The organism is Planctomycetia bacterium (assembly GCA_021413845.1).
Taxonomy (GTDB): Bacteria; Planctomycetota; Planctomycetia; order Pirellulales; family PNKZ01; genus PNKZ01.
The window spans coordinates 1-21,054 of the sequence record JAIOPP010000085.1 but is presented as its reverse complement, the minus strand read 5'-3'; the positions used below and the strand labels follow the sequence as shown (position 1 = coordinate 21,054).

Here is a 21,054-nt window from a genome sequence, read left to right as displayed (position 1 = left end):
CGCGCGCAGACGGTTCGGAGTCGTGAATGGAACCTAAAAATGGCTCGCAACCTTAGCACGGAGTCCAGGTCCGCGCCGCCGGTGGGTGGTTCGTCGCGACGAACGTTTCTGCGCGAGGTCGGCGGCGGCTTCGGCGCGGTCGCGCTTGCCGCGCTGCTGGGAGATGAAGGCGTTGCGGCCTCGACCGACGCGATACGGCCGGGCCCACACTTCGCGCCGCGGGCGAAGCGCGTCATCTATTTGTTCATGCACGGCGGGCCGAGTCATGTCGATCTGTTCGACCCGAAGCCCGACCTGATTCGTTATGCCGGGCAACCATTGCCGGCCGAGTTCGGCGAAGTGATGACGCGGCGTAAAGTGGCGACGAACCCGCTCTTACCGCCGGTTCGTCCGTTGCGCCCTCGCGGGCAGTCGGGCCTACACGTAAGCGACTATCTGCCGGAGATCGCCGCCCTCGCCGACGACCTGTGTGTCGTTCGCAGTTGCCATGGCGACAGCGTGAACCATCCGCAGTCGGTCTATCAGATGAACACCGGCAGCATTCTCACCGGTAAGCCGAGCCTCGGCAGTTGGATCAGCTTCGGCCTTGGGACCGAGAATACCGACATGCCCGCGTTCGTGGTGATGCCCGACCCGGCCGGCGGTTTGAAAGGGGGGCCGCCTGCTTACGGTTCCGGCTACCTCCCCGCCTCGCATCAAGGAACACCGGTGCGGCCCGGCGCGAATCCGATCTTGCATCTGCAACCTCCGGCGACGTTGACTGCCGAGCGGCAGCGCAACATTCTCGACTTCATCGCCCGTCGCAACCGCGAGCATCTCGCGATCCGCGCCGGCGACGACGAACTCACGGCGCGCATTCGAGCCTACGAGCTTGCATACCGCATGCAGTCGGCCGCGCCGCAGCTCGTCGACCTTTCGCACGAGACGGAAGAGACCGAGCGACTCTACGGCCTCGATCGCAAAGAGACGAAGGAGTTCGGCACGCGGTGTCTGTTGGCGCGGCGAATGATCGAGCGAGGCGTCCGCTTCGTACAACTCTACTCGGGCGACACGAACGGTTGGGACGCTCACAACGACATCGACAAGAACCACGGTCCATTGTGTCGCGCGGTCGATCGACCGATCGCGGGATTGCTGCGAGATTTGAAACGCCGCGGCCTCTGGGACGATACGCTCGTCATCTGGGGAGGGGAGTTCGGTCGGATGCCGATGAACGAAAAGGGAACCGGCCGCGATCACAACCCGTGGGGTTATACGATCTGGCTGGCTGGCGGCGCCGTGCGGAGCGGCATGGCCTACGGAGCGACCGACGCCGTTGGTTTGCGAGCCGTCGAAAATCCCGTCCACGTTCACGACCTGCATGCGACGATCTTGCACATCCTCGGCTTCGATCACACGAAGTTGACCTACGCGCACAACGGCCGCGACGAACGGCTGACCGATGTCGCGGGGCGCGTGGTGACGGAGATCCTGGTATGAGAACTCCGCCGATTCATCTCTGCCGCGCGCTGTCTTGCTTTCTCGCGAGCTTGCTTGTGCTGTTGGTATGCACAACACGGAACATCGGCCGCGCCGATGAGGCCGCGAAGACCGAGCTTCCTCTGAACGATTCCGATCGCGAGCATTGGGCCTACGTGCCGCCGGTGCGACCGGCTTTACCCGAGGTAAAAAACGTCGCTTGGTGCCGTACGCCGATCGATCGGTTCATCTTGGCGAAGCTGGAAGCCGCAAGGTTAACGCCCGCTCCGCCGGCCGCTGCCGCGGCGCTATTGCGACGCGTGACGTTCGACCTGACCGGACTCCCGCCGACGCCGCAGGAAATCGAAGAGTTTACCGGCGCGATCGAAGCCCGTTCTGCGTCTGCGATCGATGCGGCGTATCTTGCCGTCATCGATCGATTGCTTGCCTCGGATGCCTACGCCGAACGACAGGCGCAACACTGGCTCGACTTGGCTCGCTATGCCGATACCGACGGCTATGAGCACGACAACGTTCGGCCCGATGCGTGGCGCTATCGCGATTGGGTGATCGACGCCTTTCGCCGCAATCTGCCGCTCGACGAATTCATTCGGTTGCAGATCGCCGGCGATGAGCTTCGGCCCGACGATTCCGGAGCGGCAGTCGCCACCGGCTTCTTGTTGTGCGGGCCCGACATGCCCGACCTAAATCGGCAAGACGAGCGCCGGAGCATGCTGCTGAACGAGTTGACCGGCACCGTGAGTGCGACCTTGCTGGGGCTGCAACTCGGCTGCGCTCAATGCCACGATCACAAGTACGAGCCGCTCAGCCAAGCCGACTTCTATCGTCTGCGGGCCTGCTTCGAAACGGCGAGTTTTCTCTCGAAGCAACTCAAAGAAGAAGACGACGCGAAGGACGACGGCAAGCCGGACGTGAGGCGCATGTTTCGTGAGACGCCGGGCCCTTGGCCGGCGAGCCGGATGTTGCTGCGAGGCGACTTTCAAAGTCCCGGCCCCGCGGTCGACCCGGGCTTTCCGCGCGTAGCTAATCCGATGCAAGTGTCGTTGACGACGGAGTCGAAGCCGATCGACTCGCGGCGGATGGAGGGCAGCGGTCGGCGCACGGCATTGGCCCGCTGGTTGACGAGGTCCGACCATCCGCTGACGTCTCGCGTGTTGATCAACCGCATTTGGCAGCAACACTTCGTCGAAGGCTTGGTGCGGACACCGAGCGACTTCGGCTACCTCGGCGACGAGCCGAGCCATGCCGAGTTGCTCGACTGGCTGGCGACGGAGTTGGTGGCGCGAAAATGGAATCTCAAGGAGATGCACCGGCTGCTCGTCACGTCGTCGGTCTATCGTCAGGCGGGCGCGAAATCGGCAGCGAAGGATCAGGGCAATCGGCTGCTGTCGCACTACCCTCGCCGGCGGCTCGACGGCGAAGAGCTTCGAGACGCGATGTTGGCGATCTCCGGTCGATTGAATCGCCAAGGAGGGGGGCCTGGGGTGATGCCGCCGTTGCCAAAAGAGTTGTTGTCCGCCATTCGTAAGGACCATTGGAAAACCAGCCCCAACGAAGCAGATCATCGTCGTCGCAGCATCTACTTGTTCGTGCGGCGCAATCTGCGGCTTCCGATGCTCGACGCCTTCGACCGACCCGACACGATTGCGAGTTGTCCGAAACGAAACCATTCGACGACGGCCCCACAGGCCCTGGTGTTGTTGAACTCGGAATTCGCCCTGCAAGCGGCGGCAGACTCGGCCGCGAAACTCCAAGAGGACGCTCCGCGCGAAGTTCAACGGCAGATTGAAACGTTGTATCTCGCTTGTCTCGGGCGTCGGCCGAGCGATGCCGAAGTCGTCGACGCCCAAGCGCTCGTCGCCTCAAACGGCGCCGGCCTCGCCGATCTTTGCTTGGCGCTGTTCAATCTGAACGAGTTCGCCTACGTCGATTGAATTCGTCGGATGTTGCGATCCCGGAGTTCGTTCCAAGACTGTTTTGTTTCGCTTCGCGTAGGTCAAGGCTTACTTGCCGCTGCGAAGTGCTTGAGTATAAAGCCGACTCCTGTGGTTGGTTCTCCGCCGCCGTGGCGGACGATTCCGTTTCCTGTCGAGTTGCGATATTGCACCACGCACTCGATCCCCAGCTTGTCCATCTGCTCCTTGAGCGCGATGCCGAACTTGGGATGATGCACGACCAGCCCGAGGTCGCTGGTCGCGGTCACCTCTTCGTTCGCGTAGGAATAGACGAGCATGGCCGGCGGATCCTCTTTCGTCAGATAGGTGATGGGTGCCGCCTCGTCGTAGCGGCGATAGGCCTCGGGCGTATCGGCCTCGGAGCGCTTGATGCCGTAAAACGGTTCGAAGAAGCCGTGCCGCTCGAAGTTGGGGCGCGGGATGCCGGCCTTCTCCGCGAACCGTGGGTCGTAAGATGATTGACCGTTCGACACGACCACGCATGTCAGCCGGGTCGATTGCCGTGCGATCGGGTCGTCGCTCTTCGGGTCGGCGAGGTCGTCGTGAAACGCCAACCACATCGAGGTGCCGGCCCCGGCCGAGCCGCCGGTCGAGGCGATCAGCTTCGGATTGATGTTCCACTTCTCGGCGTTGTGCCGGATGAACTGAAGGGCGCGACCGCAATCGAGATACTGGCCCGGCGCGGGAAGGACGTCGGTGAAGCGATAGTTGATCGCGGCGACGGACCAGCCTTGCGCATTGTAGCCTCCCACCGTCCCGGAGCCGACTGATCGCTTATCGCCGGTCATGAAGCCGCCGCCGTGGATGAAGAGCACTAGCGGCGTCGGCGTCTTCGAGTCGGCAAGATACAGGTCGATTTTGTTTCGCTCGTGTGGGCCGTAAGCGACGTCGGCATGCGTCGGCTTCAGCGCGGCGTCGGCTTGCGGCCTCGACGGACCGACGTATTTCGTCAACTCTTCGCGCGAGATCGCGCCGTCGGCGTTCGTGTCGATGCGGCCGAAGTTCGGCTTCTGCCGCTCGGGAAGTTCTTCGCGCGTTACCTTGCCGTCTTTGTTCAAGTCCAAGCGCGTGAACAAATCCACCCGCGCCTCCGGAGCCGGCGCCGCCTGCTGAGACCAAGTAGACGATGAACTCATGAGCAAGGCCGCGACGATCATAGCGGGCCACGTCGCACGACACCGGCCGGCAACGGAGCGATTTCTAACGACGAACGGGGCAATGGATCGCATGGCGGCATCTCTTGAAAGAAAACGGAGTTCATTCCAAAGGCTTCAACGAGAGCGACGAACGGTCGACTCGCAATAGTTGCAGCGCGCCAGGCTTGAGCTGACACATCACGGCCCATACCAAGCCTCGCTTCGGATCGTAGGCGAGTCCCAGATCGACCGATGCTCCAGGCTCGGTGCGAGTCATGAATTCGCTTCCCGGCAGTTCCACCGTCGACCAAGTATTGCTTGTGGGATCGTAAATCGGTGTCGCGCCGTTGAACCGGTATCCGAACAGGACCAAGTCGTCGTGAGGAAGAAATACTGCTTCGCGGGCAAATCGTTTTCCGGGCAGGGCTTTCATCCCGATCGGATTTCGTTTCACGACTCGGCCGGTCGTCAGATCGTAGGTCCATAGTTGTCCTAGCGGCTCCTGATCGCTGCTCGTGGTCATCAAAAGTTGATTCCGTTTGGCATCGTAAGTCAAAGTGGATCCGTCGGTCACCGTGTGCGGCAGTGAGTCGCCGTTCACCGGCAGCGGAGTCCAGATCCGGCCTTTTTCAAGTAGAAACAAACCCATCTTCCACTGATCCGGATTCTGTACCCAAGCGACCACGCCGCGCGGCGTCGAACAAACGACGGAGGTGTATTTGGAAACCGGCCAGGGCGCAGCCACTTGCTCGCCGCTGGGCCACTTGCGCGCGATCGGGTCGTAACAGAGCGTGTGGTTCGGTGCGCGGAGATTAACCAAACGTTTGCAGACGGGATCGTAGGTGTAGGCCCGATAGTTGTGATTCCCCCACGGTGCGTTGTTGAAAGCCCAGGGACCGGGCCCGCTTAAGTCGTAGTTGTAGCTCAGGGCAAACTGCGGTCGGCAGGCGATGCTCCAGCGGGCGGTGGCGATGTCGTAATGGGCGACGTCGTTGCCGAAGTACGAGCTGTGTCCGCCGCCGAGATGCAGAATTTGATCCCGATCGGAATCGAAGGCGACGGTGCTCCAACCTCCTCCCATCCGGTTGTGCGGCCACTTCGGGCATTCGATCGCCGTCCAGCGATTGACGGGCAGCCGCTCCAAAATGGTTGCGGTCTCCTTGGGGTCGGCGGGAGGAACATCCTGCTCGTACCACGCGGGATCATAAGGACCGGTGCGATGCTCGATCGTGTGCGGCTTCACACCGCGGCGAAGCGTTGCCGCGCGATCGGTGCGACTGGTATCGACCGCGCAGCGCCAGGTTGCCGGCGGTGTTTGATTTCCTTGGCGTGTCGTGACGAGCAATAGTTCGTCTCGATCATTGACCGCTGCCGCTAACTCGCGCACTGGATTCGGCCGCGGCACGTCTTGCTCGGCGTGTTGGATCAGCTCCCAAGCGTCGGCGACCGCGTCGTACGTCCACATCTCCCACGGCAACGGACGGTAGAGCAAGGCCTGATATGAAACGGAGGAGGTGTAACCGTTGCCGCCGACCAGCAGCAGTTTGCGACTCTGCGGCAAGTACAGCAGGGCATGGCCGAAGCGGGGAGACGGGCCGATCGGCGGGGTCCGTTCTTCCCAAGTGCGCGTGGCCGGATCGTAGAGCCAAGTGTCGGCCCGCAACTGGTCGAGGCCGTCGCCGCCGAAGAGCAAGATCTTCTTCGAAACGGGATCGAAGACCAGCGGCGACAAGGCTCGCGACGGAGGTTGCACGCGCAGCTTCAAATCTCGCCACTCGTTCTTCTCGGTCGAATAGACCCACGTGCCCGGGCCGGCCCCGTCGACGGACAAACCGCAGCCGCCGCACAGCACGATCTCGCGATTTACGGGATCGGCGCACAGCGCGCCCCAGTTAAGCGATTCCTTATAGCTGCGACTGAGCGGGGCCGGGCCGCCGGTCGGCTGAAGATCGAGCCAGCCGCGCGCGACGGGATCGTAGCGAAGCGTGCGACCGCAAATCAAGGCATAGACTTTGCCGTCCCAAGGAGCGTAAGCGAATTGATCGCCGAGCAGCGCATGATGGGGATGCGGCCGCACGATTCCATCGCGATCGATGAGTTCGAAGTACGGCGACTTGAAGCCGGGATCGATGACCGGGCCGACTTCGCCTCCACGCTTCTCGGCACCTGGCGGCAGGTCGTTTTGCCACTGCTGCCTAGCGGCATCGAACGTCAGCACGCCGTACGGATATGTCCCCTTCTGCTCATGTGAGACGATGCCACCCAAGAGCACGAACCGTCCTCGTTCGGGCGACCAAAACAGAGCCGGCGACTGCCGCGGTCCGATCCCGTCTTCCACCAACTTCGACCATTCGCCGGCCGGGAGAGAGTCGAACGTCGTCGCGAATAGGACTCCGAGCATCGTGACGCGAACGATGGTCGCTGCGCTTCGAGTCATCGCGTTAGCCCTCGGAAGTAGATTGAGCAGTCTTACGATCGGCCCGACGCGGCTAGATCTTCCCGGCGAGTGGTTTAACTTACGAGCTCCGGCATCGGCCGGTGATCGCCCACGAGGTATTGCGGCCGACCTGCTAAATCCTTGAATTGGACGGTGGCAACATCGATCCCCAATCGCTGATAGAGCGAGGCAAACACCTCGCGGAAATGAACCGGCCGGGTCTTCGGCTCTTCACCCCAACGTGTCGTCGAGCCGATGACCTGGCCGCAGCGCAAACCGCCTCCTGCCAGCAGCGCACTACAGACTTTGGGCCAATGGTCGCGGCCGGCATCGGCATTGATCTTCGGCGTCCGCCCGAATTCGCCCCAAGCAACCACGGCGATATCGTCCAGCAAGCCTCGTTCGTTTAGGTCTTGAATCAAGGTCGACAGGCCGAGATCGAACAAAGGAAGCGTTCCGCGAGCGTGCGAAAACAAGTCCTTGTGCCAGTCCCAGTTGTAATCTCCTTTGAGAATACGACCGAACGGCCAACGGCTGAAAGCCAAGGTAACGCATCGCGCACCGGCCTCGATGACCCGCCGCGCTAAAAGAAACTGATCGAGCAACGTCTTGCCGTTGCGCTCGGTAGGGTAACTCCGATCCAAGCCGTAGCGGCTGCGCGTCGCTGGATCTTCGCGGCTAAGGTCCAGCGCTTCGGCCAATCGCGGCGACGTAAGCACCTCGAACGCTTGTCGATTGAACTCGTCGATCCCATCCATTACGCCGTCTCGCTCGACCTGCCGACGAAATCGATCGAACCCGGCCAACAAAGTGCGTCGGTCGGAAAGCCGTTGCAGGCTTACGTCGTTAAGCATGATGTTCCGGCGATCGACTGCGTTGACCTGAAACCCGGCATGCGCCGCCCCCATATACCCGGGCTGCGCAGGAGGCGTGCGCAGAATGAACTTGGCATCGATATCGATCGGGGTAAGGTCCACGCACGGCGGAATTCCGGCGACGCGCGATCCGAACTGCCGCGACAGAACCGATCCTATCGACGGCCAATCGCCCGGCGGAAATCCGGGGATCACCGGCGACGCATCCATCGCAGGGTGCGACTCCCAACCGGTTGTACACCAATGCGTGTTATGGTCGTCGCGAGAGCCGACGAGCGAGCGAACGAGCGTCAGTTTGTCGGCCATGCTCGCCAGCCTGGGCAGCAACTCGCAGATGTCGATTCCGGGAACGTTGGTCGCAATCGGCCGAAACTCGCCGCGGATTTCTACCGGAGCTTCCGGCTTAGGATCGAACGTATCGATATGCGAAGGCCCGCCGGGCAGCAGCACCATGATGATGCCCTTGGCCGTCTTGCGCGAGCCAACCGTTTCCGCCTTAAGAATTTCGGCCAGCGACATTCCACCCAGCGCCAGCCCGCCGATTTGCAGATAGCTGCGGCGAGAGATGCGATCGCGGGAGTAGGAATCCGCTCCGGGGATGGTCAGCATCGGCGGAACCTTGATAAAGGCAGGAACACATCAGTCGATACTAATCTATTGCCCGGCTCGCCACGCCGCAACTAAAAGTCCCCTGTGCGAGTTGAACTCAATCCGCGAACGGCACTCGCCGCTTGGCCCGAATATGCAAGTTAACGAAGCGGAATGATCGGAAGCATGAGGTAGGACGCTCGCTCGCGATCGTGATGAATGGTCTGTCGTGCGACCACGGATTTCGTTTCCAGGCCGATGTTATCGGCCCCCGTGTTGAGGTTGCGCAAGTAGAACGGGAAGTAACTGCTCGATACCTCGACACGAATCCGATGTCCCTTGGCAAACGCTTTGCCGGTGGGGCGCCAGAATTCGATCGTGTAGGGATAGGTTACGTCCGGTTCCAGCGTGCTTAAGACCTCGGCGTTGAATGCGCCGTCGCGATGGGGATCGCGATGCCGCGCCCGCATCACCCCTTCACTCAAAAAGGCGGCGGTACCGTCCGGATGCACGTCGATCAGACGGACCATCCAATCGGTATCCCGCGCACTGCTGGCTGCGAAAAGTCGGGCCACGATCGGGCCGACGACTTCGACTTCCTCTTCCAAGACGGGCGTGGTGTAGACCAAGACGTCGGATCGCGCCGCGCTAGCCTTCACGTCGCGAGGACCGTCGATGTGGCCGTTGGCGAATGGTGCCGATGGTGTGGGATCGTCCGGGTCGTACGTGTAATGATCGGGCGGCTCGTCTTGGGGAGCGGTGGTGCTGAGTATCCCATCGCCGGCGGAACTATTCGCCTTGCCGCCGCTGTGAAAATAGAACTTCGTCCACCGTGTTTCGGGGAGCGGCCAATCGGCAACGGCTCGCCACTCGTTTCGTCCCATGACAAACACATGGACCGGTGGGTCGTTGAGCAAGCCGTTGTCGCGTTGCTTGAGGTGGTAGTCGAACCAGCGACAGACGTAGCCGTCCCAGTCGATGATCGCCTGCGCTCCGAAGTCAACTCCCGTGGCGATCCGATTGCGGTTGACGCTGTGGTCCCACGGTCCGATGACCATTCTCGGGCGCTGCGCTTCGGGCGTGCCGCCATAGCGTTTCATCGCCGAGTAGTTCATCGGCGTGCCGGGGAAGTTGGCGTCGAACCAGCCGGAAATCGCCAGCGACGGAACCTGCACACGAGCGTAAGCGGCCGGTGTTTGGTAGGCGATGGCCTTCCAGTAGTCGCCTGCGGCCGTGTTCTGCCGGATCCAAGTATCGAACCACTTGGTATGGCCGTGCTTGCGACGATCGTCGAGTTCGAGGTAGGGAGTCAGCCGATAGTCGACGTCACGCGTCGCGGCGAAGCCCCCGTAGGCTCCCTTGCCGATGATGTTCGGCGTGCGGCCGGCCATCGCCCCGGCCCAGTCGACGGCCCAGCTAACGAGAATACCGTTCTGATATGGGCCGTTGAAGAACTGATCGGGCGGCGCGACTTCAGGGACGATGCACTTGAGCGACGGTGGAGCCTGCGTGGCAGTCCACCACTGGGTCCAACCCATGTACGACGATCCGTAAGTACCGACTCGCCCGTTACACCAAGGTTGTTTCGCGATCCACTCGACGAGATCGTAACCGTCGGTTTTGTGCAGCGAGGAAAACGGATCCCATTCTCCTTCGGAGTTGAACCGTCCGCGCGAATCGGAATTCACGACGATATAGCCGCGACTCGCAAACCACTTGGCCCGCGTTGCGAGGCCGTCTTTGTTGTACGGCGTTTGACAGAGCACGGCGGGATGCCGCCCCTCGGCGTCCGGTCGAAAGATGTCGACGACCAACTGAGCGCCATCGCGCATCCGGACCTTTTCGTTGCGCGCCTCGATCACTTGGTAGTCCGGCGCCGAGTATTTGCCGGCCTGAGGAGGCTGTGCGGCTAATTCTCTCGGGCCGATCAGAATCATCCCCAAGATCAACGTCTTCTGGATTCGTTGCCGATGGAGATTCATTAGGTTCTCGACGTTCATTGGGATATGTGGTTCGCGATGATGTCGGGGCTTCAAGCGGCCTCGAGTTGCTTCCGCTATGCTCTCGATGCGACCTTCGACGGAAGAATGGCCGGTGCCATCATGCGTAGCAGGCCTTGATATCGGACCTGTTCATGCGGCCGAGTTGCGCCGTTGAGATCGACCGTCCCAATCGGCTGATATTAATCATCTGGTGTGTCGGGTTAAACGGACGGTTCGATTCGTGCGGCGCCGCACGCAGCAAAAGCGATTAAAAAGGAGATTTTTCGTCCCTACAACGTGGGGGTTGTTAAGATAACGAATCGTTAAGTTTCGACCGTCGGCGAATTCAAGGGCGGGACTCGTTCGCCGAGAGGCATGTCGGCATGTCGCGATTCTTATCCTACAAGGCCATTCATTTTCGGAGCGACAACCATGAGATGCCGTGAGATGTTCGATCGAAGTCGACTGTTGCTCGCGGTGCTCTGCGTTGCCGCATGTTTTCCGAGAAGCCTAGGTGCCCAGACTTCCGCCGCCGAGTCGTTCGAGCGACTCGACATCAATGAAGACGGAGTCCTCTCGGGCCTAGAGGCAAAAGGCGTCGCGGCTCGCGATGCCGACGGCGACGGCAAGGTCACACGCGCCGAATACGAGAAAGCATCGTCTCCGAACGAAGGGTCGTCGATCGATCCCGTGAAATTGTTCGCTCAACGAGACATCACGGAAGATGGATTTTTATCCGGCAAGGAAGTGAAGGGCTTCGAGAAATTCGACGCCGACCAGGATGGGCAAGTCACCAAGCAAGAATTCCTGAGAGGTTTCGCATCGAAGTCGAAGTCGAAGTCGGAGCCGGTGCCGGACATAACTTCTCCCTCTGCCGCCCTGATGAGAGCGGAAGCCCAACGTGCGGCCGCCGCATCGGCCCTGAGATCCGCCGATAGCGCCCGCGCCGAGCAGATGTTCCGCGTCGCCGACGGCAATGAAGACGATCGACTGAGCGGTTCCGAATTAAGGCCCGTGTATAAAGCCTTCGACACCGATCAAGATGGCCGCGTTACGAAAGCCGAATTCGTCGCTGGAATGCTTAAGCCCACGTCTTCGGATGCAGGAGCCGCCGTGCCGAAGAATGTGCCCACGGATGAGCCGTCGACGTTGCCGAAGTACATCGGTGTTTTGGTTTCGGCATTTCAAACCGGGGATGTCAAGCCGCTGTTTGCGGAGATCAACGAACGCGGGAAATCGGAAATCGATGAACTCGTCGTGCAGTTTCTCGTCGACACGTTTCGCTCGGAGTACGGCGAGATCACGATGCCGGGAAAAAACGACTTGGTCGTTGAGGCCGATCTCGAGCTCAAAGGAGAACGCCTCCGAGAAACGGTCGTTGACGCCACATTTGCGCAAGGCAAAGCCAAACTGCGAACCGGCACCGTCGATGGGCGCATCGAGGCGCTACAAATCAGAGCCCCGCTAGCGGACGACATCAACGAAAAGTTGTCGGCCTTACTGTTGACTGAGAACGGCAAACCGACGGCTTTGCGCTTCGGTGAGTTCTACGGCCCGAAAGGGAAGCGGTTTATCGAGTTGCTTATCGCGGAGAAAGACCAGGAAGCGTTTGCGCTCTTCTATCCCGAAGTTCAAAAACAACTCGGCTTCGAGAAGGTGCAGGCCTATTTCAAGCGAAATCGTTTGGCGATGGGGGAGGTTAAGAGTGTGGAATGGAACGGCGTGATCAGTCGACTCGACGACCAAGGGAAACCGCGGCCGAACTTTCAAATTGAATACGACATCGAAGCCGAAAAGACTCCCGTAACCGCCACGATCACGTTTCAAATCGTGGGCCTGAAAGCCCACATCACGAGCTTCAGTATGAAAGCGGCGAAGTAGCTCGACCGCAAGATCGTCGGATTCCGAAGAAGATGCGGCACCGAGGAGACTGCGCATGAAGCCTTGCAAGCGTTTCTTTCGAAGCAGACTGAACGGACGGCGGCTTACGGCCTTCGGCTGCCGATTCTTCACGGCCGCCGCATTCGTCCTCGTTCACGGAGCGATTCAACTGTCGCTCGCGGCGGAGCCGCCGGCGACGCCGAATTCCGACTTGGAGGCCCGTTTCGTCGCCGCCGATCTGAACGCCGACGGAATGCTCACCGGCAAAGAGCGTGAAAACTTTCCCGACTACGGCGACGCCGATGGCGACGATGTTCTGACCCGCGATGAATTTCTCGCGATGCACGAGCGCGAGCGCCGCATGCTCGCCGAGGTCGTGCGTGAACGTGAAGACGACGAAGCGTTTCGAGTCCGCGACATCTCGGAAGACGGCATCCTCACGGGAACCGAAAAGAAAGGAGTCGAAAAGTACGACGCGAACGGCGACGGCCGAATCGTACTCGATGAATTTCGCGCCGGTCGCGCGATGGAACCGGCTGCTCTCAAGCCTGCGAACTTCGCGGCACTTTCCGAGGAGACTCTCGGCGACACGGAGGCGCTCGACGCGATGAAGCAGAAGGATCTTCAGCGCTACCTGCAACTCGATGGTAACGAAGACGGCCGATTGTCGGGAAGCGAAATGCTCGGATTAGAGACGTTCGACGTCGACGCTAACGGACGTGTCACGCGCGAGGAGTTCCTGATCGGCAGCGCGCTGGAACGCAAGAAGTCGGCTTCGAAGCCAAGCGAGGAATCAGAACTCGTGAGTCGCTTCGATGCCGGTAAGGTCTGGATCGCGCTCGGAGGAGTGACGCAATATCCGGATCGCAAGCTCCCCTGCGGCACGCCCGATATTCATCTTATGGAGGCCACGGTCGCGAAGCTCGGCCTCGGCAAAACGAAGATCGACGTACTCGTTTCCGCCGACGACGACAAGGACGAGGATAATCATCCGACCAAGACGATCTTGCCGATTCTCTATTCGAATAGGTCGAAGCGCGCCGTGGAGCAAGATACGGCGATCTTCTACTTCTCGGGACGCGTGACGACGTTCGACGGACGAGGTTATCTCTGCCCGCTCGATTTCGATGCCGAGCAACCTGCCCAAACCGGCGTGAGCATCGAAGACGTGATTAAATCGATCGGCAAGTTTAAGACCCGTCGCAAGTTGCTGTTGCTCGAAGGATTCACCTACGCCGAACAGCCGACGAATGCCGAGGGACCGCTTGGTGCGTCGTTCGAAAAGCCGCTGACCTACGCTCCCGGAATCACCACGATTCTCAGTTGTCGATCGGGGGAAGTGCCCGCGGAGTCTGCCGCACGGACTTACGGGACCTTTACTTTAGCGTTGGCAGCGGCATGGTCGGGCAAGGCGGATTTCAACCTCGATGGAATCGTCGACGATGACGAGCTCTATGCGTACTTGAAACTCGCCGTTCCGTATTCCGCCCAGCGCATCGCGCCCGGCACCGAGCAAACTCCGCGGCGCATCAGCGGGCCCGGCCCAACCGGTTCGTTCGGCGTGTTGCGAGTGAAGCAGGCCGGCCCCCACGCTGCCGACGTTGCGAAGGATCTCGGGTTGTCGGAGGGAGAGATGGTCAATTCCATCGGCATGAAGTTCGTCCGCCTGAGTATGGACAAATCCTATGTAAGCGGTTCGCCGGACGAGGAGCCGACCCGACGAGACGATGAACGGCTCCAGCCCGTGCAATCGAGCCGGCCGTTCTTTCTTGGTTCTTACGAGGTCACTCAAGCGGAGTTCCTCAAGGTCATGGGAAAAAACCCGGCTCTCTTTTCTCCCGCTGCCGGATACACCGATCGGCATCCGGTCGAACAGGTGAGTTGGAACGAGGCGATCGATTTTTGCGTCCGGCTTAACAAGCTGCCGGTCGAGATCGCCGCCGGAAGGTTCTATCGTTTGCCGACCGAATGCGAATGGGAATTCGCTTGCACGGGAGGAGAGTTGAAGCCGTTTCACTGCGGCAATCAAATCACGTCCGAACAGGCCAACATTCGCGGCGATCGACCTTATGCCGATTCGCCGTTGAGTGCGTCGCTCGGGCGCACGCAGCCCGTCGGATCTTATGCGCCCAACGCGCAAGGTTTGTTCGATATGCACGGCAACGTCTCGGAGTGGTGCCTCGACTGGTACGACCCCCAGCGGTTCGCCTATGCGGCTCAGAATCTCGTGGCGAAGGATTACGCCGGCCCGAAGGAAGGGCGTGAGCGTTCCGCGCGTGGGGGAGACTACACTTCGGACGTCGGCTTCTGCCGTCGAGCGGCGCGGAGATCGTTTGCGCCCGACTATCGTTATAAGGCGTTGGGGTTTCGCGTGCTTTGCGAAGTGAAGGATGCGCCCGGCGAGGAACCTAAGACCCAGTAGGCGACCCAGCGTGCATCGAGAAGAAATTCGTATCCAGCCTTTATTCATCCCATTGTTTATTCATCCGTGACGTAAGGAGATTCCCATGCGGCGATTCCCGACTCCGAATCGAGTGCGATGCTGCGTCGTGCTCGTGTCGATCATGGCGTTCGCCCACGTGCTGCCGGCTCAAGAGCAGGTGAAGAAGTATAAGCTCGATCTCAGTAACACCGATCTCTCCCGAGAGACGTACGACGGTAAAGAGATGTCGGACACGAACTTCGAAAACAGCACGCTGTTCCTCGCCGGTTTTCGCGAAGCGGTTCTGCAGCGGTGCAATTTTCAAGCGGCGAAACTCATCAGCGCCGCCTTCAACAACGCCGACCTGACGGGCGCCGATTTCCGCTTCTCGAATCTGGCGAACGCGAGCCTACAGGGAGCCATTACGAAGGATGCCGACTTTACGGGCGTCAACTTTCAAAGCTGTAGCTTGCAAAACGCGCGCATGATGGGAGCGAAGCTCTTCGACGCCCGCGGATTCGAGAACCTAAACGGGGCCAACTTCAGCGGTGCCGATTTACGCGGCGCCGATCTCTCGCGCAGCTCCGACTACGGCACGCCGCCGGTATATCGCGGGGCGAAATATAGCCGGCGAACGCGCTGGCCCGCGCGGTTCGACCCGGTCGCCGCCCACGCGGTGCTCACGGAAGATCCGCCGGCCGCAGCCGAGGAAAAGCCCGCGGTGAATCCTTTGCCCGCTTCGCCGACCACGGTGCCCGACGCTCCCGCTTCCGCCTCGCTCGAGCGGCAATTCACCTCTCTCGATACGAACGCAGACGGCGTCCTTTCCGGCAAAGAAGCGAAACCGTTCGTGGCTTTCGACATCGACCAAGACGGCGACGTCACGAAAGCGGAATTCATCGCCGGCCGCTCGAAACCCAACAAACCATAACCTCGCGTGTGCGACAAGTTTCGTTATCGGTTTGCTGGACTAACCTGTTGAGTCATCGCAGGCCAGTTCTAAAGGCGTCCCGTCGTTACCTTTTTATTGCGCCTGATCGGTACTCGAACGCTCGACATGTCGGCGGCGATGCGCCGAGCGAACTCGACCGGCTTGCGTGCCGACGGCAGAATCTTGAAAGGGAAGGCAGTGGCCCGAGGTCGGGCTGCTCACCCGCCGCAGTGGGCTGGGTCGCGGACGCGACTGGTGAACTTCCTACGCAACTCCCGACCCGACCTGCCTCCGCACCAACGAATTAAGTCTCATGCATGTGGCGCGGCCGTTGAGCATGCGAACGATTGCCGACGTGGTCGGACGAGAGCAGAGGACTCCGCTTACCACACCCACTGCAAGCCGCCGGAGCCGACGTTGAACGTCTGGTTGGCGTTGGTCTGCACGTCGTAGTTGGCGAACGCGCTCAGGTGCCGGTTAGCTTGCCACGTGAGGCCGGTGCCCAGCACGGCCCAGTCGCGGCCCATGTTCAGGCCTTGCGTGTTGAAGCTGCCGCCGGCCGAGGCGAAGCCTGCGTTCAACGTGGTTGCGGGGTTCAGATACTCATGTAGCCAGAGGGCCCGCAGTTGGGGCGCAATTACCTGGCCGCCGCGCGTCACCCAGGGACGCGAGGTCCGCAGGCCCAGCAGGCTCCGCAGCGCGTGCGAGTCGGTGCCGCCGACCGCCAGATCGAGCCCGCCGGCTCCCGTTTCGGCTTAGCTGTTCTGTCGCAGGTAGTTGTATTGCAAGCCGCCGTACGGTTGCAGCAACCACCGGCCCGTCGATAGTTTCCAGCCGCGCTCGAAGTAGACGTTCGATTGCCAGCCGCTGTAGTCGCCGTCGGCCACGGCGTTGACGCCGCCGAAGTTGATCTGCCGGCGGCTGCTATAGCCGTCGAAGCCCAGCGTGCCGGCCAGCAAGTTGTAACTCGCCCCGTCTTGCGTGAGCAGATACGTGCCGAACTGGCCGGAGTTGACGTTCGACGATTGCCTCACCTGGTTCAGCTTCAAGTTCATGTAGGAGTAGCTGCCCAGCAGGCCCAGCACGCGATACTCGTCCAAGCGGCGTTCCAGGGCGAAGATCGTGCCCCCGAGTCCGTAACTGCCGCCGCTCGCGTTGCCGTCGCTTTGGGCCGTGCCTCCTAAACCATAGCCGCTCACCCAGCCGCCCCAGATCGGGCGGCGCGGGGCGGCGCGGAACAAGCTCGAACCGGCGGGCGAGCCGCTTGGCTGGTTGTACGAAACTTGAAACACCTGGGCCGTGCTGCCCGAATCGTCGAACCAATCCTCGTCGGCCGCGAGCGAGGTGCCGTCCGTGCCGATGGGCAATCCCGAGCCGGCACGTTGGCTGAGCAGGTTGAACTGGAAGATCGAGTTCTGCGCGCCCAACTGGGCCAGCGAACCATTGACCTCGGTCCCCAACTGCTGCAAAGCGTTGGCCGCGGCGGCGGGCGACAACGACTGAATTTGGTCCAAGCCGGTCGGCAGACTGCCGCCGAGCGAGTCGAGATACGCGCCGGTGTTGATCTGGTTTCCCGTCTGGCCCAGCGCGGCGTAGTTGGTCAAGCTGGCGATGAGCAGCTCGATGTCGATCGCTCCCGACAGGTACAGCACGTTCAAGTTCGTGTTCGCCAGGTCGATCGTGGCGGTGCCGAACATGCCGGTTCGCGTGCCGGTGAATGTGATGATCCGATAGGTCGTGTGGTTGGCGTAGGTGCCCGGCGCGGCTTTGACGGCCAGCGTGCTGCCGGGATCGAGCGTGAGGTTGCCGGTGACGTTCAGCCGGTCGTTGTTCACGCCGGCCGTGGTGCCGCCGTTGTTGATTTCGATTTCGGTCGTCGAGCCGTTGCCGGCAGCGTAGTTGCCCGTTAACGTCAGCGCGCCGATCGAGTTGCCGGGCCCGAAGGTACCGTTGTTCATCAGGTCGCCGGCGATCGAGCCGTTGCCGCCGAGCGTACCGCCGGAATTCACGAGCACATTTCCGTTGAGCAGGCCGTTGACGGCTAGGCGTCCGGCATCCACCGTCGTGCCGCCGCTGTAGCCGTTCGTGCCGCTCAGTACCAAGGTTCCTGCGCCGCTCTTGTTGAGCGACCAACTATTTCCCGCGATTCCGGTGACTCCGGTCTGGTCATAAATTCCATCGGCGAACGTTTGGGTCTGGCCGCTGCCGGGGGCGAAGTTGATCGTGCCGCCGTTGCCCTGCAAGAAGAGGCCGCTGCCGTAGGCCGAGCCATTGGCGCCGCCGCCGGCACCGGCGCCTGCGGTGACCGTGTTGCCGTTGACGGTGAGCGCGCCCCCGACGAGCAGGGTGCCCCCTTGCTGAACGAAGATAGCGCCCCCTGCGCCGAGACCGCCGCCGCCGCCGCCGTTGACGACCAGTCCACCGTCGCCACCCCCGAAGCCGCCGACGCCGCTATTGCCCAAAGCACGACCACCACCACCACCACCAAAGCCGCCGTCGCCGCCGTCGCCGCCGAAGCCTGGGCCGCCGCCGCCGCCGAAGCCGCCGTTGCCGCCTGTACCAGCACCGCCGCCGCCGAAACCGCCCGACTGACTAGCTCCGCTAACCCCACCGCCGCCCCCTATAAACCCACTGCTGCCGCCGCCGCCGTCACTGCCGCCGGCACTGCCGCCCGGGGCCGCAGCACCGGACGCTGCGCCGGTGGCGATTCCGGACGATCCGGCACCACCACTCGTGCCGCCATTGGCGCCGACTCCGAGCCCGCCGCCGCCACCAAAGGTCCCAATGGAACCATTGCCGCCGTTGCCGCCGAGCCCGCCGCCGCCGCCGAAGCCAACCCCGGTCGATCCCCCGCCGGTGCCGCCGGCGGCGTTGTTCGTGGCGAGATTGACGTTGGTCAGTGTGACGTGGGCCTGGTTTGCGACGAAGAGCGCGCCTCCCAGGCCGGCTCCCGCCCCGGCCCCCTGGGAGCCGCTGGAACCGCCGGCTCCACCGAGCGCCTTGGCGTTCTGGATGGTGAGGTCCTGGATGCCGACCGTGACGGCCGTCTGCGTCGCGGTGCCCGGCGTCCACGCGCCGACGAAGAGCCCGCGGAATGCGCCGGCGCCATCGAGCGCATGATTGTTGCCGAGGATCGTGACGTTCGTCTGCACGGCCGGCAGATCGGTGGCCGCGATCGTGATGTCGCCTGTGAACGTGATCGTGTCGCCGGCGACCGCGCTGGTGATGGCGCTGCGGAGCTGCGCGTCGGAATTGACGTCGTGGTTCGCCCCCCACGCCGTCGACCCGCTCAAGAGCGTCGTCAGCACGCCAAGCGTGATGCTCGTAGCCCAACTCGCCCGAGTTCGGGTGCGTCCCGAAGTCGAACGACTTCGGCTGCCGGAAGAATCGCTACGATCGCTGGAACCGTCCATGGTCCACCCTTTGCTAACCAAGTTGCTAAACAAGATGCGCGGACGGGTGAGATCGCGATCCGTTCGGATCGAAACTGCCAACGGCGCAAAAGTTAAATATTAAATACTCGTGTATAGGGAGTGGTTCGGAATTGACCAGTTGCGTCTGCGACAAATTGTCGCCGGCGTATCGGCTTTGGAACAACCAAGAAAAGCGCCATCACCAAAAGAAGGCCTACAACCCTTACAACGAACGCCTTTCTCTCCCAGTCGAAAGCGGCGTCGGTTGGGTTTTCCGAAGTCCTAAAATCTTTACCGCTCTGACTAGATGCCCGGGCCATGCTACCGCATCGAACAACAGCGGTTCTAATGGCGCCCCGTCGCCCCGACTGACCTTGGTGGACGAAACACCCTCTTTAGAGCGCGAGTCCATCCCGGTATCACAGGCCGAAGGTATTTCGGCGTCTTCGGCCTTCCTCGAATCACCGTGCAAGTTTACTTCAAGGCACTTGTGAATCAGCTTCTCATATCCGACTACATCCGCAGAACGCAGGCCCAGCGATGTAGGGACACTCTCGCTGAAGACCGGGAATGAAAAATCCGCTACCAAGACATAGATCTAACGCCGGCGCTCGTCTAACCGGCGGAGGATTAGCGATTCGAACGGCTTCAATGTGATTCGGCCGGTGCTTTCGCGAACGTCGATCGTGCGCCCGTCGTCGAGCGTGATGTTTCCCGTCGTGATATTGCGTGCCGTGAGAGTGGCTTCTTGAGTCGTCGCGGCGGAGTTGACGACGACGGCCGGAAAACCGGCGCCGGTGCTCGCCGCTTTGAACTTCACGGTCGAAGCGCCGCCGGTGAGCGATAGCGCCGGCGCGGCGTTCGTTCCGAGCAGCAGCGGCCCGATCTCCGCAACTTCCCGATTGAGTTGCTTCACGCTCCGCCAGAGTTCGGGCTCGACCTCGGCGATCGTCCGGTTCGGTCGGCCGGTGACCGAGCCGAAAGAGTAGTAGCCGATGCCGCTCGCCCCTTCGACCAGCGCCAGAAACGTCATCGAGCGCAACTCGGCCACCGTCGGGTAGCGCGTGCCGGCCTCCCAGGCGAAGAGTTGCAGGATCGGTAAGATCGGTTTCTTTCCTTGCGTGGCCGACCTAGCGCGAGCAACGGCCTCGCCGACGCTCGCCGTGGGTTGATACGGCACTGGGTAGAGATAAGGGGCCGAAACTTCGATCGCCGCCACGAGATCTTCGTAATGGGACTTCGACGGAAGTTCTCCGGCAACGACCCCTTTCGGCTCGTTCTCCCAATAGCCGATCGCATTCATCACCGGTCGGCCCGGCACCGCTCCCTTCGCTTTGCCGTTCTCTTGGGCGACACGCTCCAATAAGTCCTGCTTGTAATAGAGCGCCGGGCTATCGGGCCCGAGCACCAGCAGAATGCCCGAGGTTTCCACCGTCGTCTTCGCGCCGTGCACCGCGCCGTAGAAACCTTTCTCCGGCAACGAGCCGGTAGCGTCGGGCTTGCAAGTCAGGGTGTTGAAGCCGAACTCGCGCAACATCGCCAAGGTCGTGTCGTCGGTCGGGGCGTCGTAAAGCAGAATCGGAAAGAAGGGGCGACCGTTGACTCGGAACCGAGCTTGCTCGTCGTAATCAGCAGTCTCGATCGGAGGCAACGCGCGGGCGGCGGCTTGCTCGTCGGCATCTGCCCCTGCGCCGAGTAACAATAAACATGCCGCGGCAAATCCGATCGTCGCTCTCATCGCTGCTCCTTGTAAAGAGGTTCGCGACATGATTCTAGCTGCCGACGGAAGCGCTGCGACGCCGGCGCTCGATGAATTAGAGCGCATTGCAATTAATTGTAGCGGTATCCTGAGTTTCGGAAGTAGTTTCGGCATTCGGATTCTTGGAAGCGGGTGACGAGTTCGCCGCAGCGGCGCCACAAGCCTGCGACGGTTCGCTCCGCCGCGCTGCGGATCA

12 protein-coding genes are annotated in these 21,054 nt (G+C 61.5%); 5 read left to right on the top strand and 7 right to left on the bottom strand.

The features are described 5' to 3' along the window. Nucleotides 1–39 precede the first annotated feature (39 nt). The gene (locus K8U03_15835) at nt 40–1,479 is read left to right on the top strand and encodes a DUF1501 domain-containing protein (protein ID MCE9606366.1); all 1,440 of its coding nucleotides are present in this window, start codon (nt 40–42) and stop codon (nt 1,477–1,479) included. Next, nucleotides 1,476–3,413: a DUF1549 and DUF1553 domain-containing protein gene (locus K8U03_15830; GenBank protein MCE9606365.1), complete on the top strand. Its 1,938-nt coding sequence runs from the start codon at nt 1,476–1,478 to the stop codon at nt 3,411–3,413. Before K8U03_15835 ends, K8U03_15830 begins: the two co-directional genes overlap by 4 nt. 62 nt (nt 3,414–3,475) lie before the next feature. Here K8U03_15830 and K8U03_15825 read toward each other — a convergent pair whose 3' ends face one another. The 4 genes from K8U03_15825 to K8U03_15810 all read right to left on the bottom strand — a co-directional run bounded on the left by K8U03_15825 (nt 3,476) and on the right by K8U03_15810 (nt 10,452). Further along, the gene (locus K8U03_15825; protein MCE9606364.1) at nt 3,476–4,570 is read right to left on the bottom strand and encodes an alpha/beta hydrolase fold domain-containing protein; all 1,095 of its coding nucleotides are present in this window, start codon (nt 4,568–4,570) and stop codon (nt 3,476–3,478) included. Between the two features lie 121 nt (nt 4,571–4,691). After that, complete coding sequence (locus tag K8U03_15820; protein ID MCE9606363.1) at nt 4,692–7,007, bottom strand: hypothetical protein; 2,316 nt, start codon at nt 7,005–7,007, stop codon at nt 4,692–4,694. A 74-nt stretch (nt 7,008–7,081) separates the two neighbouring features. After that, entirely contained in the window at nt 7,082–8,491 is a 1,410-nt protein-coding gene (locus tag K8U03_15815) for a DUF1501 domain-containing protein (protein ID MCE9606362.1), read from the bottom strand. 140 nt (nt 8,492–8,631) lie between these two features. Next, nucleotides 8,632–10,452, bottom strand: a complete 1,821-nt coding sequence (locus K8U03_15810) for a CocE/NonD family hydrolase (protein MCE9606361.1) — start codon at nt 10,450–10,452, stop codon at nt 8,632–8,634. Between the two features lie 432 nt (nt 10,453–10,884). Between K8U03_15810 and K8U03_15805 the strand changes: the two genes are divergently transcribed. The 3 genes from K8U03_15805 (at nt 10,885) to K8U03_15795 (ending at nt 15,686) form a co-directional block, all read left to right on the top strand. Next, nucleotides 10,885–12,333 (top strand): EF-hand domain-containing protein, encoded by a 1,449-nt coding sequence (locus K8U03_15805; protein ID MCE9606360.1) that lies wholly within the window; start codon nt 10,885–10,887, stop codon nt 12,331–12,333. Between the two features lie 55 nt (nt 12,334–12,388). Further along, entirely contained in the window at nt 12,389–14,755 is a 2,367-nt protein-coding gene (locus K8U03_15800; protein ID MCE9606359.1) for an SUMF1/EgtB/PvdO family nonheme iron enzyme, read from the top strand. Nucleotides 14,756–14,840: 85 nt separating this feature from the next. After that, a complete protein-coding gene (locus tag K8U03_15795; GenBank protein MCE9606358.1) occupies nt 14,841–15,686 on the top strand; it encodes a pentapeptide repeat-containing protein in 846 nt (281 codons plus the stop codon). A gap of 383 nt (nt 15,687–16,069) precedes the next feature. Here K8U03_15795 and K8U03_15790 read toward each other — a convergent pair whose 3' ends face one another. The 3 genes from K8U03_15790 to K8U03_15780 form a co-directional block, all read right to left on the bottom strand. Continuing rightward, complete coding sequence (locus K8U03_15790) at nt 16,070–16,414, bottom strand: autotransporter outer membrane beta-barrel domain-containing protein (GenBank protein MCE9606357.1); 345 nt, start codon at nt 16,412–16,414, stop codon at nt 16,070–16,072. 27 nt (nt 16,415–16,441) lie between these two features. Then, nucleotides 16,442–19,099 (bottom strand): hypothetical protein, encoded by a 2,658-nt coding sequence (locus K8U03_15785; GenBank protein ID MCE9606356.1) that lies wholly within the window; start codon nt 19,097–19,099, stop codon nt 16,442–16,444. A gap of 598 nt (nt 19,100–19,697) precedes the next feature. Beyond that, a complete protein-coding gene (locus tag K8U03_15780; GenBank protein ID MCE9606355.1) occupies nt 19,698–20,837 on the bottom strand; it encodes a hypothetical protein in 1,140 nt (379 codons plus the stop codon). Between the last annotated feature and the right edge of the window lie 217 nt (nt 20,838–21,054).